This is a genomic window from Ornithinibacillus bavariensis (assembly GCF_018333235.1).
GTDB classification, from domain to species: domain Bacteria; phylum Bacillota; class Bacilli; order Bacillales; family Amphibacillaceae; genus Ornithinibacillus; species Ornithinibacillus bavariensis.
In genome coordinates, this window is the sequence record NZ_BORP01000004.1 from 32,658 (window position 1) to 48,241 (window position 15,584).

Genomic DNA, 15,584 nt, shown 5'->3' on the forward strand with positions numbered 1-15,584 from the left:
TTAACCTTTATCTTGTACATTTTCTATAAACCAATATTACCATATTAGCATGTAAATTGTAGTGACCATTCTAAAAGAAAAAAAGATGATCAATTATCTGATCACCTTTTCTAACTACCTTCTTAGGTTATGATAAAAACTATTATATTAATTTGTTTCAAATTTATTCAGTTATAAACTTATTCGACCGTATCCCCAGTAATTAGTTTATATAATTCCTCTATATCATCATTCGATGGATTTGCTTCATATGCCTTACTAATAAGCTCTTTGGCACGTTCATCACCAGCATTGTTATATAGGATAGCTAGGTTATAATAAGCCTCTGGAAGATCCTCTGGATTATCCAAGATTTCCACACATTTTTCCAAATCCTTTGTCGCTTGTTCCACCTCACCTAGCTTAATTAATGCATATGAACGTTGAAATAATAAGATTGCTTCTAAATCGTCTGGTTTTTCGAGTCCTTTTGTTGCACTAGCAACAACTTCCTCATAACGATCTTGCTCCAAAAGTCTTTCAATATCCATTAAATGGTAGGTGGCATTCCCTTGGTTATGATCGGCACCAAATAGGAACATGGCTACAATTAATACTACATAGCCAACGAATGAAATAACCTGAATCAATGGTTTTTTCTTTTTTGGAAGATGTACAATTGCTGCAGCAATAAATCCGGCAACTAGTCCACCTAAGTGTGCTGTATAATCTAATTGAGGTAGGATAAATCCAAGACCTATATTAAGAGCAAGTAGAACAAGAATGTCTTTACCAATTGTTTGGAAAAATAACCGTTTATAAATGATTCCAAAATACAAGAAAGCTCCAAACAATCCATATAATGCTCCTGACGCCCCAGCAGATAGATTTGTCATTAAAGCAAAACTAGTGACTCCCCCACCAATGCCAGCTAGGATATAAATAATAAAGAAGCGGGTCGATCCATAAATTCTCTCTGCAAGTGATCCGAAATAATATAAAAACAACATGTTAGATGCAAAGTGCAATAAACCAATATGAAGGAACATCGATGAAAAAATTCTCCACCATTCACCATCCAAAATAGCAGGGTTATACTTCGCCCCAAACTCCAAAAGTGTCTTCGTATTTTCACTGCCGCCGTTTAATTCTAATAATAAAAACATAATTGCATTAATGACAATCAACAGATACGTAATGATTGGTTTACCATGGGAAAATACATGCTGTTCTTTTCTTCTTTTTTCCTCAATGGTACGACGCAGTTCCATTTTATAGCGAAGCATGCTTTCTTCTCGCTGTTCCCCTGTTTGTTCTTCATTTTCGTTTGGTAGTGAAACAGCTAACGTCTCTTCCAAACGGTTAACCTCAGAAAGAACGTCCTCTCCAGATATATAAAAGGTCTTCATTTTAATTAGATGCTTATCCTGAATGACCATTGGCTTTTTCAATTCTTCCCAGCTGTCTACTGGTGTATGAGGGGTTATATAAATATTATTTACTTCAACATTTTTACTACGGAGTAGCTTCTGCATTGCCTTCGTCTTTTGAAAAACAATTCCAATATCACGTTTCAAGTGATTTTTCCAATCAAAGCCAAGTGTTGAAATCCGAACAAGCTTGGATACCTTATTCTCCAGCTTTTCCAACCAGATTTCTTCCGCTTTATCATTCAAATATAAAACTTCAAATCCATTATTTGTGGATAATTCATAAGCCATCTTATAAGCATCATACAACTCTTTACGTTCCAAGCAATTCCCCTCCCCCTAACATCATACCAAAATCTAAAAACAAATGCCTTTATAAAGATAGTGTCTGAAATGATGCTTATACGTATAGTGGTGCTTGTCATTTCCTAAATTATGGCGAAATTTGTTGAATAATAAAATTGATACGATTTTCAAGAAAAGGTATGTCGAAAGAATATGGAGTAAAAATGTTAATCCTTGTTATAAATCGAATATTCGCCCCAGGCAGTGGGGCGAATACTTTCATGAAAAAGATAAGGCAAGCACACGTTATGCGGTTTAAAATTTCCGATCATTCTGTTGTTACAGCCACTCGATTTTAATCACCCATATTACTTGATTATAAAACTTATATTGTACCCTATTTTTAAACTATTTGTATTGAGTATTATTTAACCTATCATTTTTACTTTCTCTTACAGATAAGATCTGTGGTTTAACCCCATATTCTTTACGAAAACTCTTCCTAGCTTCAGCTGGAGTTCTTGCTATAACGGACTTCACTTGCTTCTTCCCATCCGCTTCCATCTGAATGAGAAAGCATTTAGCACCACATCTCATGATATACCTCCAAAGAAAAGTTTATTGATATCCCATTACTTTTCCGATTATATTTTCCATCGGGATTGGACCATACTCCTTACTGTCTAATCCTCTCCACCAGAGATCACCACAGACAAAAATATGTCCTTTTGGAACTCTAATTGTTTCCATATTGTATTCTTCTTCGTAATCATTGCTTCGAATATTATTCGTTCCGTTCCCGTAAAATGTATCTAGCTTCCTATTATTAATGTAAATTTGACCATTGACTATTTTAATTTCTTCACCAGGAAGAGCTATGATTCTAGCAATTTTAGTATCGTTAATATCTTCACTATATACACCTTTTTCCTGCACATAATTAAAATAGGCTTCAGGCTCGTTATAGAATACAACATCGCCTCTTTGAATTTTTTCCACTTCATAATAACCTGGGTCAACTACAATATCTCGCGATAAATAATTGTAAGGATTATCTCCCCATTCCATATTATCACTACCATAGGTTATAACAAGCATACCATCTTCCATGTTCACTTTTTCTAGCTTTCTTTCCGTATAAGGATCTGTTATCGTGCTTTCTTGGGCTGTTCGAAAAATAGCTCCATTATTAATGGATATAGAGATAATCACGAAAAGAACGGCACTGATCATTAAGGCGATAGGAGGTTTTAGTAAATATTTATTAGTAGGGATCTTATTATCAATTGTTAACCGAATCTTACTTAATGTTCTCTCTTTATCTTCTAAGTTTCTAGCTACGGAACGATTTAAATCAGAAAGAGTTTGGTCTAATTGTTCTTTATTCATCACGCTTCCTCCCCATTATCAGGATAGTGTAATTCTTTTCTTAATTTCTCCATTGCTCGATAAGTTGTTGATTTAACCTTACTCGAAGACCAACCCAATGCCTCAGCAGTTTCCTCAACGGAAAGCTCTTGTATCTTCCTTAAGATGATGACATTCCGATAATTTAGTTTTAGATTATGAATCACTCTCATCACTTCTAAGGTGGATTCCTCTTGAATGATACGTTCCTCTACTTTCTCACTTGTTAAATCATGGAGATTATTTTCAAATGGAATAAAACGGATCTTTTTTCTTCTCCTCAGAAAATCATTGGTTACATTTCTCGCTATGGATATAATCCATGTGTAGTAGCTGGACTCACCACGATAATTCGGTAATGCCTTTTCCACGCGGACATAGGTATCATGTGTTAAATCTTCTGCAATCCCTTTGTTCCCCACCATGAAGTATATAAATTTAAAGACATGATCACTGTATTGATGATATAATTCCTCCCAATCCATTACTGCACCCCCTATATATACAGTCGATTAAAAATGGGATTGGTTGCACTTATTTGAAAATTCTACCCACTAATCATAGCGAAGCACGAATACCTCCTCTCCCATCAATTAAAAGAAAAAGCATATTCCGTTTAGAAATATGCTTGACACTTACTTTTAATCTTTTCTCAATTTCTGTCATTGTGAAGTTTATCTAGAGTTGAAATAGATAGACTCCCGAACTTTTGAATATCCTTTACACATTATTAAATCCATTATAAGAACCACCCACCAAAACAATATGTCCTATTTCAAATAATTACCTATTTTAAACAAGCTCCTTTAATTTCTTATAAGCAGAATGTACGGTCAATCGATGATATGAAATTAACTTTTCCTTATAAACCACTCCATAAATTCCATATGGAGTTGGTGAAATCCGAAGTAACTCTTCTCTATCCTGTATATCAATGATTGTCGCTTTTATCCCTACCTTATTTGCAGCGGACATCACATTATCTGTTGCCACGTCGACAAATGGGCATTGTGGTGTGCGAAGAATGGTTAAATCATTAAAAATATGAAGGCGTTCCTCCCAATCATTTGGAAAATACGGATCTGACGCTTCTCCAAGCTTATAAACGAGCAATTCAAAACCATAGGGTGCACGAGCAATTTCCTTAAATTTGTTCTTAATAAAAATATCCTTACTCGGAGTCCATGATGTATCTGGATTTGTAATAACAATAACTCCTGCTTTATTTTGTTTCTTTGCATCTTGAATGCATTTCTTTATCAATTGAGAGGCATAACCTTTTCCTGTAATATTCACCCAAAGACAATGAATGACTAGATAATTCTCTCCATGAACAACCCTCGAAGAATTTTCAATAGGGGTATATTCAATGAACCCAGCAGGCTTATTATTCTCCATGACTTTTACATACTTTAACCCTTCTTGGAACTGATTTTTAAGCCACTTGCTTTTATTCCTATAACCGTGTGAATTGGGCTTGCTGCGGAGACAATAGCATCCTTCACCTTCTAGATTTTCTTCTTTAAGTTCGACAAAGTTAATCGATTCCATTATGTATTTCACCCTTCTTTATTATTTTTATGTAGAATTTTTAGGTTTTGAAAATAGACCTCTGGTGAACTCCAATTGCTATATCTAGAAGGAAGCTCAATTTCTTCGATGCTATCATATTCTTTAATTACACTTTTCATTTCATTAAAATAGTTTATTAGTTTAGTAAGATCTTTTTTCCTTCCCACGGTACCATGACCTGGAATCGCTACTTCAAAGTCCAGTTGTTCAATCTCTTTCAAAATACCAATCCATTGATTGACATTTGACTCCTCAAAAATAGTTGGATGACAATTGACAAATAATAAATCCCCCATAAAAATAATCTTATCCTCTGGGATATAAAGAACAGAATCACAAATAGAATGTCCACCGCCTAAGGTAAAAAGTTTCGCACTACATGTAGAACCTGAAAAAAGTAGTTCTCTTTGAAAAGTCTGATTTGGTAAAACTAATTCCAGTGTTGGTAAAGACTGTTTTAACTCGATCAGGAAGCTTATCTGCTTCTGTATGTTGTCATCATGATTCTCTTTTAATGATTTTTCCAAGGATGTAATATAGTTTGATAAACCTTCTATATCCTCCTTCTGCTTTTTAATCCTTAAAGGATGATTCTCTTTCATTATCTGAAAAGTAGTTTCACTTGAAATGATATTACTGCCTTTAAACGTCTGGTTTCCTCGTATATGATCCCCATGCCAATGGCTATTAACTACCAAAGTTACTGATTTCCCAGTAACTTTTTCTGTGGCATTTTTCAGATCTGCTGATGCCTGTTGCGTATTAAACGTATCGAATACAATTACTTTGTCTCCTAAGTCTACAAAACCCGCATTTGCTACAGAACCGCTACCTTCTTTAGCAATTGCCGCATATACATTTTGAGTGATCTTTTCTAAAGTAAAATGTTTGTTGGAAATATACTCCATGCTAATCTACAGGCTTCCCCCTTCTGTTATCATATTAGACTTATCTCGCTATGATTTCGAAAAAGTCTGAATAATTTTCTAAATAATAGTCTGCTTTATCATATTTATTTCTAAATAAACAAGTGGCAATTTCTAGCTCCTTAGCTGGTAATATATCTATTTCCCTATCACCAATTACTAGATCAATACGATGTTTTCTATGTAAATAGTTATATGCTGCCGGATTTGGTTTTCGTGGGAATCCATCATAAATTGTGACCAAATCGGTGAAATATTTCTCCCAATTATGATGCTGCAAAATGGCTAAAACACCGTCTCTATCCTTATGTGACATAATCACATTCTTATTTGCAAACTTAAGTACCTCCTCGATTCCATCAAAAGGAATTATTTCATTAAGTGATAAATCCTTTTCAAGGTCATGCATGCCCAAAACTTGTTGTTTAGAAAGCTTATAATGGTTAATCGCATGGGAAAATGATACTTTTAAATGTTTAATTATTTCTATTTCATCTGTGTTGTCACCTAATACTTGAGAAAATATCGATGCATACATTGGATATGTATCAAATAACGTTCCATCGAAATCCCATAGAATATTCATACTATTTACCACCTTATTATGTAGTAAGTCTGCATAACTCATAGCTCCTTTTGTAAAATATACAGCTCACCCTTTGGTCCCATCTTTCTTACTCCCTTATCTATAAACCCGCTTCGTTTATAAACATGTTGGGCAATCGTATTTTGATGATTTACCGCTAAAATTATCTCCGTCTTTTTAGGAAAATGCTGTTTCACGAACGAACCCAATGCATGTAAAGACTGTTTTGCAATTCCTTTTCCCTGAAACCTCGAATTAACAGAATAACTTCTTAATAAGATAGCATCTCGATTATCACTATAAGTCTGAACCCCTTCCCATCCATGGAGAACAAAAAAGCCCGCTGGCTCACCGTTATATAGAATGATAACGGGGTATTTTGAGTCATCCTCTTTACACGTTTCCAATACTTCTGATGGAACGGACGCATAACGGCTTTGCTCCTTTGTTAAATGATAGTCGCATAATCTTGACCTATATTTATCCGAGTAAAAATCTAAAGTTACAGAATCTGTGGTTTGGATAGACATGTTTCTATACTTCCTCCTGTTGGTCAATTCTTCGTTAAATAAATTTTAACATAGAAAATTATCTAAAGTATCTGGTTAAAGCAGAATGAGGATTTATTTTTAATAGAAACAAAAATGACTACCAATAAATTTCAAATGGTAGCCATAATACTTCTTTATGATTGTGTGGTCGTCTCTTCCTTAAACATACTTGGAAGAATATCTTTTCTAATCGATGGCATTCTCATGGTAAGACTAACTGCTATTCTTCGTAAAAAGCTAACTGCAAGCATCGCATTCATTAGCTTGTAACGCCATTTATAAATCATCGTGATAGTAGCTGCAATGGCAGTCAAAACGATAAACACTCGCATCTAATAACATCCCTTCCTTGTGTGTAATCTGTTATTAGTCTTTTCATTCTAGATGAAAATATGCGAAGTCACTTTTTCAAAAAGCCCGATTCCGTTATTAGGTGCTGAACCGGAATATCGTGCTTTTCGATGGGTAATTCTTCTACAAGTTGCTGCTCACTGATTAATGAAACTGTATTTCCTTTATAGTTTGATAAAAATCGGTCATAATAGCCCCCACCAAACCCAATTCGATAACCATTTTGATTAAAAACAACTCCAGGGACAATAATAAGATCAATCTGATTTTCATCTAATCTATTTTGTTCTTCTGGTTTTGGCTCTAACAGGTTGTAGTATACAGTCTCCAGTTCATTAAAGCTATGTAATCGGTAAAAAACAAGTTTTTTCTCATCTGGATAACATTTTGGTACAGCAATCGTTTTTCCTTGTTTCCAGCCTTCTTCAATAACCGGTCTCGTATCCCATTCAAATCCTCGTGATATCGTGATTCCAATCGTGCTTGCATTTTTCCAAATGGCAGATTGAAATAGATGTTCATATAGCTTCTGTTCTATTCTTTTTTTTTCGGTATCAGAAAGCTTTTGTAAAGTCCCAATAATCCCTTTACGAATAGCTTGTTTGGTCACTGCTTGTCCTCCTAACACGCGGAAATGTAGAAAAAAGCTTGCTCTATACAAAGTTCAAGAGCAAGCTTTTTAGTACAATACCATAATTATTTTGTTTCACGGTGTAAAGTGTGTTTTTTAAGACGTGGACAATATTTCATAAGCTCAATACGCTCAGGATTTGTACGCTTATTTTTAGTCGTAATGTAGTTACGATCTCCTGTTTCAGTACAAGCTAAAGTGATGTTTACGCGCATGTTTTTCCCTCCAAACTATCAAAACTTGCATTACTTGCATGTATTAGTTCATTTCAGACTAGTTAATGATAACAGAAAATAATGTTGGAATCAAGATGATTGTGTGAAAAATAGGATGATATTTACTAAATAGCAGTAGCCAAAAATGCTTAAAAAAGGTGTATCATTAAAAATTCGGTTACCCTTACGTGTCAATCTTAATAAGTTCGACCCAATCACTCTTTTTCTAAATCTTCCCGTCCAAATGCTTTAGTCTTAATATTTTTCTTATCAAGAAATTCCTCGATTTTTTTCTGTTCTCTCCCATTCACCACTTCCATTTTATTCATTATAGATCCTATATTAATTTTTGGAATTTCCCCTTTTGTTGCGCTATCTGTAACATCAGTGAGGATATCACCTAGCTCATAAAGAATATCATTGTAAGCTGTAATATAATTGCTAATTCTTTCAGATTCTTCTTTGTAATCATCAGGTAAAGTATTATTTATAATATAGTTAGCAAAGTTCTCATCATTTTCTATTGTAAGCTTAGTAATTTTGGCTAACTTCTCTAATTCATTTTTATTTAATTCCTTTCCTTCATATATAATCTCTTGAAATGGAATACTAGCTTGATCTAATTCTTCATGGCTGTCAAGGTAGGTCTTAATGCTTAATCTAATTTCTTCTTCGTCAATAACACTATTTTGTTTTTCGGAGGTAAAAATCCCACTCGGAACCTTTACGTCCTCCGTAGAGAGATTATTATTTTCTGCATCATCTGAATCATGAATATTTTCTTCATGAGAGCATGCGCTCAAAATAAAAACTATCAAAAAGCTAATAAAAAGCCTTCTTATCATAAATTCTTCCCCTTTGAAATTGATGTCTTCTATCTTATGTATTTTAGTAAGAATCTAATAAAATTTCATCCTGCTTAGTACCCTAGGGTTGCTAATAAGGTATCTAATAAGATTCCTCTCATAAATTCGAAAAATCCCCCTAATATAAAAAATGATTTATGCTTTTTCACTTGTTAAGACAATATCTGATTATAATATTTGAACGTACTGCTTTGCTAAATGTTCAAATAGGATGTTCAGATTTCCATTCAATGTTGTACCTAAACCACTAACCACCCTTACCATTCAGTTGTGATTTTATAAATCTTGATAACTGAGGCAAATAAATTCTGATTTGCTTCATTATTTCCTTTGTTCTTGAGACACATTTTTATCTATGTATTAAGAATAAAAATTCCCGACAAATACGGATAATAAAAGGATAGCATAAATGAAATTAGCTGTAATGCAATTTAATCATCTAAAGCTATAAAACAGGATTGTGAAGATAAGATTAGATTTTATTGGTTTGGAAAAATGTAACAATATACGTCAAACACAACACAATACAATAAATAATTACAACAATTACTATAGATATAATAAACATAACTGGTTTAATATCAAACAATATAACTAGAATACCTAGACTCGCGGAAGCTCCTAGTAGAATACCCAAAAACGTCCATATAGCTGATTCCTTCATACATAACAATTGAATGTCCTTTCGTGCCCAGCCTATATCTTTTAATATACGCAATTCTGTATTTCGTAAGGTCAGAAATGATGAATTGCTTTCAAACACCGTAATCATAGTAAGCCCTATTGAGACTAGTACAACTAAGAGTAATATAAAATAAATAGAGCTATTAATAAATTCACCTAAATTTGTTTTTCCAGTCAACTCCATCGTTGCAAAAATGGATGTAATAATAAATATTACTAAAAAAGTAACCATTGCTAGTTGTAGGAAGGTTATTCCAATAAACTTACGATAATAATATATATTTCTAAGTAACATCGTTTTTCCTGGTGCACCTTGCTGAATTTTTAATTTGTTTTTAATCGGTATAGTAATCCTTGCTATAAGAATAATTAAAAACAGTAAAGTGCTACTGATGAAAAAAAATAGTGATTCGATATCTAAAAAATGTGCTGAAATCAATCCCCCTATTATACATAAGGAAATTGTTACTGCAGCAAAAGTTAATAACCCTATTTCTATTAAATAGAATTGAGTGATGTGTCTTTTACTCCAACCGATATCAAATAAAAGTTCGCTTTCCTCTTGTCTCGTTTCTCTCCAGAATAAGATACGATTTAACATGTAGAGTCCTCCTACGATAATGAACAAAGCGGTAATAATAAAATTGGATAAAGTCCATCCTTCAGAGATAGTTGTTGCTGCACCTAAACTTGTCCACTGTTGTTTTACCATACCGATGGATTCTACATCCATGTTCATCGTTTCAGGGGATGCCCCGGCAACAATATCAATTTGAAAATCGCCTAATTGATACAACTGTTCAACGACATCCAAAATCTTTCGCTCTGTGGAATCATCATATGATGAAATACCGGAAACTTTAATTCTAATAGCGTCTATTGGAGCATTACCTTTAATTAGCTCTGCATCTTCAATTTGGATTACACCATGAGCGGGAGAAGCAATAAAACTCCCAGCAACACCTGTTTCGTGTACCACTTGTCCATTCTCTGTTGTAGTTGGTGCTTGATGATATATCCCTAATGGACTGGCAGATAAGGATTTTTGATTTTCTTTTGCGGTGTAGGAGCCTACCGGAAACAACACAAACGGATAGTCTCTCATCTCGTATGCTGGTTTTCCTTTTTCTATTAATTTACGATGAATAGGTACTTCCGATTCTGTACCAACTTGTTTTACAGACAAATAGCCATCATGTATACCATAATCAATAGTCTCTGTAAAATAAAATTTAGTCGTTTCTCCAATAGACTTTGCGTACCCTGTTACTTCTATTGGTTTACCTGTATAATCTAATGCAATAGGTTAAGAATCAAATGTAGATAAATAAGGTGACAAATCAAACTCGTAGGTTGTTTGAGATAGACGTTCTGTTTCGGTTAGAGTTTCCAGAAAGTCACGACTGTCTTTTTCTCCGTCAATAATAAAGTCTAACATATCCTCGGGACTTAGATGGAAGCGTTTTTTTATTGCCAAAGTATCCATAGTATCCCAAAGTAATTCCGTCTTCGTTACGTGTAGTTTTATTGGTATGTTTGGATCCTTTAGATACAAGACCTTTATAATTGGTGCATCCCTAGCAAAACTCATTTCAGATTTTTCAGTTAGCTCTAAATCACGTTTAACTTCGGAAAAATCAATTCCAGTCAACTTTTTTTCCTGTTCACTATCAATCCCAACCATTAAGTGATAGGTTTGGGGAATAAGATATTTTGGAGTTTCCCCGCTTACTCCACCCATCGCAGTTTTATACATTCTAATAGAATCAAAACCATCGTAATATCCTTCTTGTTCTAGAAAATATGATTCCATAGTATCCGATAATGAGTATTCATGAATCCCATCTGATGTACTAAACCTAGCACTGAATAAGCTACTTGACTCTGGAAAAGGAAATTCTACCGTATAAGAGAATCCAGTGAAATAACCCAAAGATGCAACAGGTGCGGCAATTTCAATATCGTCCATAGCAAGAATCTCTTTCCATGTATCCAATGTAATACCGCCACTACCAACTCCCAAATAATTTTCTTCCACGAGTCCAAGTTTCTTTTCAACTTTAGTCTGACTCCCTTTGGGACGTACTAAAATATCGTAACTTCCTCTCGCATGTTTTTTAATATCATCACTTACCTGTGCTTGAACATCTTGAAGAGAATGGATGCTAATTGTGCTCACGGTTAAAATAGAGACTACTGCTACAATAAATAAAAGCGAGCTAACCCATTTGTTTCTTAAAGAATTGAAAGCATACTTAACCATGAATTCTCTCTCTTTCTACGAAAGATTTTTTTTCAATTTCTAAAATTTGTTGGCCTCTGTTTGCAACTATCTCATCATGTGTGGCGAGTATGATAGTATGCCCCTCTTCATGGATATGTTCTAATAATTGTAATATATTGTCGCGGTTTGCAGCGTCTAAATTACCTGTAGGTTCATCACATATTAATATAGGTGGGTTAGTTAATAAGGCACGTGCAAAGGCAACTCGTTGTTGTTCTCCACCCGATAGTTCAGAAGGAAGATGGTTTAATCGGTTTGATAGACCTATTTTATCAATGATAGCTTCTGCGTTATCGCGAATCTTTTTTTTCTTTTCATAAGGGATCAGTGGTAACATGACGTTTTCCAAAACTGAGAACTGCGGTAGTAAACGGAATTGTTGATAAACAAATCCGACTTTATCTCGTATAAACGTATGTCGTTCATTAGCGGTCATTTGATAGAGATTATAATTGTCTATGAGTACAGTCCCAGACTCAGGCAACAATAACCCACCTATCAATTTTAAAAGGGATGTTTTTCCAGAACCGGATGGACCAACAATCGAAATCCATGAACCTTTTTCAATTTTTATAGAAGCATTCTCTAAAATCACAGTATTCGGTTTGTACGAAATATTCACCTTATCAATCAAGATCATAGCTATTTCTCCTTAAATACGGATGTTGGCGCTTTAGGAAGAAACTATTTTACTAATTATTCTAAATTATTGCTTTTGTTTAGGTCCGTATTCTTTACAAGTACACTTCCTACCTTACAGCCAGTAAATTGTATTATTTCAAACACATTTTCTCTCATGTAATCTTCTTTATATTTATGTTAAAGTCACTTAACATAAATACTTGTTTTAGAATTTTCGTTATTAATATTTAATGAAGCTTACAATTCCATTTAGTGTGTGCTATCTCTTGTTATCCATCGACAAGTTAACTACCATTTACTATATTTTGGTTGGAAACGATAATTTTTTCTTTACTTTCTTAGTGTTTTCAACATGGAAAGAACTTTGAAACCTTTGGCTTGGCCTACGTTTTTTTATAGCATTAATGGCAAGGCATTTAGTATACAATAAAGAAGTATTATATCCGTTTTTTTGCCCTACTTTTTAACTACAAACGGTTCAAACTGTTTAGCAATCTCGATTAATTCCTTTTTATATTTCATTATGTCATCTACTGTTTCAATATGATAAGTAGTTTTTGATTCATCGTTTAGTTGAATATACTTCTTTGGTCCGTTGAAGCCTAATCTACAAATCCATTTTCGAATATTATCATCTAATAAAACATTAAAGTAACTTCTATTATCTCTATAAAACACTCTAGATGAATCTAACTCTTCTTTGAGAATTAACTTAACAATTACATACCCTTCTAATTCTTCTTCTGTAGTATGAATCTCTACTTTGCTATCTTTTGAATCTACTGTACTCTCCTCAATCTTACTTTCAGCAGAATCTGTAATGGATACATTATCATTATTACTTGATGAAGAATTAAGTGCTTTTTGTAACTTTTCATTAACTTTCTCACTTATAAACTGATTAAATGAGTTTTTGATTAGCTCTCTAAAATTATCAATCACCTTTTTGGTTTTAACTCCCTGAAATATATCAGTTAAAACAACTCTAATAAAATCTTCTGAGGGACTCTCCATCTGTGAAAACAAAAATTTTTTAATTTCACTAGAATATTTCAACTCTGAAGCAGTATTTAAAACATTGTCGACATCAAAAACACTTTTTCTAAATTTTGCAAGTTCAACAATGTCACCATCCTTTAAATCAACCATATTAATTATAAAGAAGGGTTTTTGATCCATCCTATTTTGTTCTTCTAGGTCAGTAAAAAATTTGTATTCTATTCCATTCGTTAAAATTGCAAATTTGGCTTTAGTAGTACCAAAATATCTGAAGAGTTGGGAATCATGTTTTAATAACTCTTCCTTAACACTTTTAGCTTCAATTAATATTACAGGTTCATTTCCTTTTAAGATTGCGTAATCTATTTTTTCGCCTTTTTTAATTCCAACATCCGCAACATACTCTGGAACTAATTCCTCAGGATTAAAAACATCATATCCCAGTATTTGGATCAGTGGCATAATTAAAGCCGTTTTAGTTGCTTCTTCAGTCTGTATATTTTCTTTTATTCTTCCTATTCTATTTCCAAGTCCTATTATTTGCTGCTTGAATTCCTCCACATCTATCACTCCTTACATATTTATCTAATATTATAGCAAATATATTAATTAAATGTTATAAAATATCAGAATATTTATTATTCTATCTATAGTCGCTGTGTAACTTTTTTCTACACCTATTTATTTTATCTGATTTCTCCTCAGGTAATTGCAAGCTAAATTTCCTTTCTGAAATGTAGTTGAAGTTTGCAACTTAATAATTGCTAAGTTACTTATATCCCCTTCTCAAAACAATTATATTCCTGATGGCCCTCAGGTTTAGACCGAAAGAAAACACTTCCCCTCTTTTCATAATCCCACTCATCAGATATCCCATTCATTTTGTACAACATGACCAATGACTTTTCTATCATTATTGCTTCTCTATGATGTCCTATCATTCCTTTCTACCTTTAATACTTAAGTACCAAGCCGCTTCAACCAACACACAACCTTCCTCTCATTTTGCACCCATCTAGCAGGATTCTAGCTTTTTAACGAGAATATATGGAATCAAATACATGAAAGGATGTGGTTTGTATGAAGAATATAAAGTCTACTAGCTTGTTTTTCATTCTTCTCATGATTGTCGCATCACCGATATTAGCTGCTTCAAGTGGTGGATCGGGTCACGCATTTGACAACAAAATTATCAAGCGAATAAGCGCGGAGAATATTTATCAGCATGTAGCGTATTTATCTGAGGAAATTGGGCCTCGTGGTGCTGGTACGGAGGGTGAACTGGCAACTGTAGAGTATCTCGTTGATCAGTTCGAAAGCTTCGGATATGAGGATGTTAATGTGTATGAATTTACATTTACCTATCGCGGCTCTGATGTGACTGCCTATAATGTGGAAGCTGTCAAAAAACCAATGAAAAACCATAATACAGGACAGCAAATTATTATTGGCTCTCATCATGATTCGGTTCCTCATGGTCCAGGCGCGAATGATGATGCTTCAGGTACTGGAGCATTACTGGAATTAGCACGCGTTTATGCAAACACACCAACAGATACGACGATTAAATTTGTTGCTTTTGGTGCGGAGGAATACGGACTTTGGGGTTCTAGGAAATATGCCGAGGCGATGACTGCTGATGAAATTGAACGTACTGTTGCCATGTTCCAATTAGATATGGTTGGAAGTGCAGATGCTGGGGATCTAGTTATGTTCACTGCTGATGGGAAGAAGAATGCGGTAACAGATCTTGGTGCTGCGGCTGGATCACGTGTAAGTGAACTCATTCCTTACAGTGAGCTTGGACGAAGTGACCATGTTCCTTTCCACAACCTAGGAATCCCTGCAGCCTTATTCATTCATACACCACTTGAGCCTTGGTATCATACGGAAGATGATGTTTTGGCCCATATTAGTAAGGAAAAATTGAAAGATGTTGCAAATATTATTGGTGCCGCTACGTTTCAAATCGCTAGAAAAGATACACCAGCACTTGAAAGATCAAGAGTAGCACCAGTTCCGGTCGATTATTATTATGAGGAACCAGAATTGTAATCTCCCTTTTGAAGCACAGAATTTATTCTGTGCTTCTTTTTAAGCCTTTTGAATCTTCCTTCATTTAACGACTCTCCATAGTCTTTTAAAATTATAGGAAATACATTCATTTTAAACCTCC

17 protein-coding genes are annotated in these 15,584 nt (G+C 34.1%); 1 reads left to right on the forward strand and 16 read right to left on the reverse strand.

Features of this window, described 5'->3' with window-relative positions:
* Positions 1-179: 179 nt before the first annotated feature.
* The 16 genes from KI338_RS10740 to KI338_RS10815 form a co-directional block, all read right to left on the reverse strand.
* Positions 180-1,733 (reverse strand): rhomboid family intramembrane serine protease, encoded by a 1,554-nt coding sequence (locus KI338_RS10740; RefSeq protein ID WP_244853552.1) that lies wholly within the window; start codon positions 1,731-1,733, stop codon positions 180-182.
* A gap of 369 nt (positions 1,734-2,102) precedes the next feature.
* Positions 2,103-2,291, reverse strand: coding sequence for a hypothetical protein (locus KI338_RS10745; protein ID WP_212921012.1), 189 nt, complete (start codon positions 2,289-2,291; stop codon positions 2,103-2,105).
* Positions 2,292-2,312: 21 nt separating this feature from the next.
* Positions 2,313-3,083, reverse strand: coding sequence for a signal peptidase I (gene lepB, locus KI338_RS10750; RefSeq protein ID WP_212921013.1), 771 nt, complete (start codon positions 3,081-3,083; stop codon positions 2,313-2,315).
* Positions 3,083-3,586, reverse strand: a complete 504-nt coding sequence (locus tag KI338_RS10755) for an RNA polymerase sigma factor (RefSeq protein ID WP_212921014.1) — start codon at positions 3,584-3,586, stop codon at positions 3,083-3,085. The genes lepB and KI338_RS10755 overlap by 1 nt, the downstream gene beginning before the upstream one ends.
* A gap of 307 nt (positions 3,587-3,893) precedes the next feature.
* Positions 3,894-4,652, reverse strand: coding sequence for a GNAT family N-acetyltransferase (locus KI338_RS10760; RefSeq protein ID WP_212921015.1), 759 nt, complete (start codon positions 4,650-4,652; stop codon positions 3,894-3,896).
* 8 nt (positions 4,653-4,660) lie between these two features.
* Positions 4,661-5,581, reverse strand: coding sequence for an MBL fold metallo-hydrolase (locus KI338_RS10765; RefSeq protein WP_244853554.1), 921 nt, complete (start codon positions 5,579-5,581; stop codon positions 4,661-4,663).
* 40 nt (positions 5,582-5,621) lie between these two features.
* Entirely contained in the window at positions 5,622-6,185 is a 564-nt protein-coding gene (locus KI338_RS10770; protein WP_212921016.1) for an HAD-IA family hydrolase, read from the reverse strand.
* Between the two features lie 38 nt (positions 6,186-6,223).
* Positions 6,224-6,715, reverse strand: a complete 492-nt coding sequence (locus tag KI338_RS10775; protein WP_212921017.1) for a GNAT family N-acetyltransferase — start codon at positions 6,713-6,715, stop codon at positions 6,224-6,226.
* Between the two features lie 155 nt (positions 6,716-6,870).
* Positions 6,871-7,068 carry a protein YqgO gene (yqgO, locus tag KI338_RS10780; RefSeq protein WP_212921018.1) on the reverse strand — a complete coding sequence of 66 codons (198 nt, stop codon included), beginning with the start codon at positions 7,066-7,068 and terminating at the stop codon, positions 6,871-6,873.
* A 68-nt stretch (positions 7,069-7,136) separates the two neighbouring features.
* A complete protein-coding gene (locus KI338_RS10785) occupies positions 7,137-7,697 on the reverse strand; it encodes a 5-formyltetrahydrofolate cyclo-ligase (protein ID WP_212921019.1) in 561 nt (186 codons plus the stop codon).
* Between the two features lie 86 nt (positions 7,698-7,783).
* The gene (rpmG, locus tag KI338_RS10790; RefSeq protein WP_026681152.1) at positions 7,784-7,933 is read right to left on the reverse strand and encodes a 50S ribosomal protein L33; all 150 of its coding nucleotides are present in this window, start codon (positions 7,931-7,933) and stop codon (positions 7,784-7,786) included.
* A 215-nt stretch (positions 7,934-8,148) separates the two neighbouring features.
* Positions 8,149-8,778: an NDxxF motif lipoprotein gene (locus tag KI338_RS10795; RefSeq protein WP_212921020.1), complete on the reverse strand. Its 630-nt coding sequence runs from the start codon at positions 8,776-8,778 to the stop codon at positions 8,149-8,151.
* Positions 8,779-9,271: 493 nt separating this feature from the next.
* Positions 9,272-10,669, reverse strand: a complete 1,398-nt coding sequence (locus KI338_RS10800) for an FtsX-like permease family protein (RefSeq protein WP_212921021.1) — start codon at positions 10,667-10,669, stop codon at positions 9,272-9,274.
* A 120-nt stretch (positions 10,670-10,789) separates the two neighbouring features.
* Complete coding sequence (locus tag KI338_RS10805) at positions 10,790-11,746, reverse strand: hypothetical protein (RefSeq protein ID WP_212921022.1); 957 nt, start codon at positions 11,744-11,746, stop codon at positions 10,790-10,792.
* Positions 11,739-12,407 (reverse strand): ABC transporter ATP-binding protein, encoded by a 669-nt coding sequence (locus KI338_RS10810; RefSeq protein WP_212921023.1) that lies wholly within the window; start codon positions 12,405-12,407, stop codon positions 11,739-11,741. Before KI338_RS10810 ends, KI338_RS10805 begins: the two co-directional genes overlap by 8 nt.
* Before the next feature lie 458 nt (positions 12,408-12,865).
* On the reverse strand, positions 12,866-13,969 hold the full coding sequence (locus KI338_RS10815) for a type I restriction endonuclease (RefSeq protein ID WP_212921024.1): 1,104 nt from the start codon (positions 13,967-13,969) through the stop codon (positions 12,866-12,868).
* Positions 13,970-14,488: 519 nt separating this feature from the next.
* Between KI338_RS10815 and KI338_RS10820 the strand changes: the two genes are divergently transcribed.
* A complete protein-coding gene (locus tag KI338_RS10820) occupies positions 14,489-15,463 on the forward strand; it encodes a M20/M25/M40 family metallo-hydrolase (protein WP_212921025.1) in 975 nt (324 codons plus the stop codon).
* Positions 15,464-15,584: the final 121 nt, after the last annotated feature.

Excerpts from the sequence above, each read along its gene's own strand:
- KI338_RS10745 (WP_212921012.1), bottom strand. The coding sequence starts at position 2,291 with ATGAGATGTGGTGCTAAATGCTTTCTCATTCAGATGGAAGCGGATGGG.
- lepB (WP_212921013.1), bottom strand. The coding sequence starts at position 3,083 with ATGAATAAAGAACAATTAGACCAAACTCTTTCTGATTTAAATCGTTCC.
- KI338_RS10755 (WP_212921014.1), bottom strand. The coding sequence starts at position 3,586 with ATGGATTGGGAGGAATTATATCATCAATACAGTGATCATGTCTTTAAA.
- KI338_RS10760 (WP_212921015.1), bottom strand. The coding sequence starts at position 4,652 with ATGGAATCGATTAACTTTGTCGAACTTAAAGAAGAAAATCTAGAAGGT.
- KI338_RS10765 (WP_244853554.1), bottom strand. The coding sequence starts at position 5,581 with ATGGAGTATATTTCCAACAAACATTTTACTTTAGAAAAGATCACTCAA.
- KI338_RS10770 (WP_212921016.1), bottom strand. The coding sequence starts at position 6,185 with ATGAATATTCTATGGGATTTCGATGGAACGTTATTTGATACATATCCA.
- KI338_RS10775 (WP_212921017.1), bottom strand. The coding sequence starts at position 6,715 with ATGTCTATCCAAACCACAGATTCTGTAACTTTAGATTTTTACTCGGAT.
- yqgO (WP_212921018.1), bottom strand. The coding sequence starts at position 7,068 with ATGCGAGTGTTTATCGTTTTGACTGCCATTGCAGCTACTATCACGATG.
- rpmG (WP_026681152.1), bottom strand. The coding sequence starts at position 7,933 with ATGCGCGTAAACATCACTTTAGCTTGTACTGAAACAGGAGATCGTAAC.
- KI338_RS10795 (WP_212921020.1), bottom strand. The coding sequence starts at position 8,778 with ATGATAAGAAGGCTTTTTATTAGCTTTTTGATAGTTTTTATTTTGAGC.
- KI338_RS10805 (WP_212921022.1), bottom strand. The coding sequence starts at position 11,746 with ATGGTTAAGTATGCTTTCAATTCTTTAAGAAACAAATGGGTTAGCTCG.
- KI338_RS10810 (WP_212921023.1), bottom strand. The coding sequence starts at position 12,407 with ATGATCTTGATTGATAAGGTGAATATTTCGTACAAACCGAATACTGTG.
- KI338_RS10820 (WP_212921025.1), top strand. The coding sequence starts at position 14,489 with ATGAAGAATATAAAGTCTACTAGCTTGTTTTTCATTCTTCTCATGATT.